At 51.2% G+C, this 344-nt stretch carries 1 protein-coding gene; it reads right to left on the reverse strand.

Features of this window, described 5'->3' with window-relative positions; genetic code table 11:
• A partial coding sequence (locus tag J0A69_RS22465) for an Ig-like domain-containing protein (RefSeq protein WP_206588860.1) occupies positions 1-344 on the reverse strand: 344 nt, incomplete at both ends.

Below are 344 nucleotides of genomic sequence, written 5' to 3' on the forward strand. Positions count from 1 at the left end.
GCCATTTTCATCCGTTACTTCATAAGGGATGGTAAAACTTGTCGGACCTGTGTATCCCGCTGGAACATCAATACTTACCGTGCCGTCCAAGGCAATGCTCACCGTCACCCCGGCCGGAACCCCGCTGAGATCAGGGGTAATATCCACAATCGCGCCGCCGCCCGCTGTAATTGGCAAACTAGCTACCAATGGAGTGCCTGGGGTAACTGCGAAACTTACGTCATCTACAGTTGAGCTTTGGTTCACGCTTACTGTAATGATCCCCGTATCGCTCAGGCCATTTTCATCCGTTACTTCATAAGGGATGGTAAAACTTGTCGGACCTGTGTATCCCGCTGGAACAT

Origin of the sequence: Algoriphagus pacificus (assembly GCF_017254845.1) — a bacterium.
GTDB classification, from domain to species: domain Bacteria; phylum Bacteroidota; class Bacteroidia; order Cytophagales; family Cyclobacteriaceae; genus Algoriphagus; species Algoriphagus pacificus.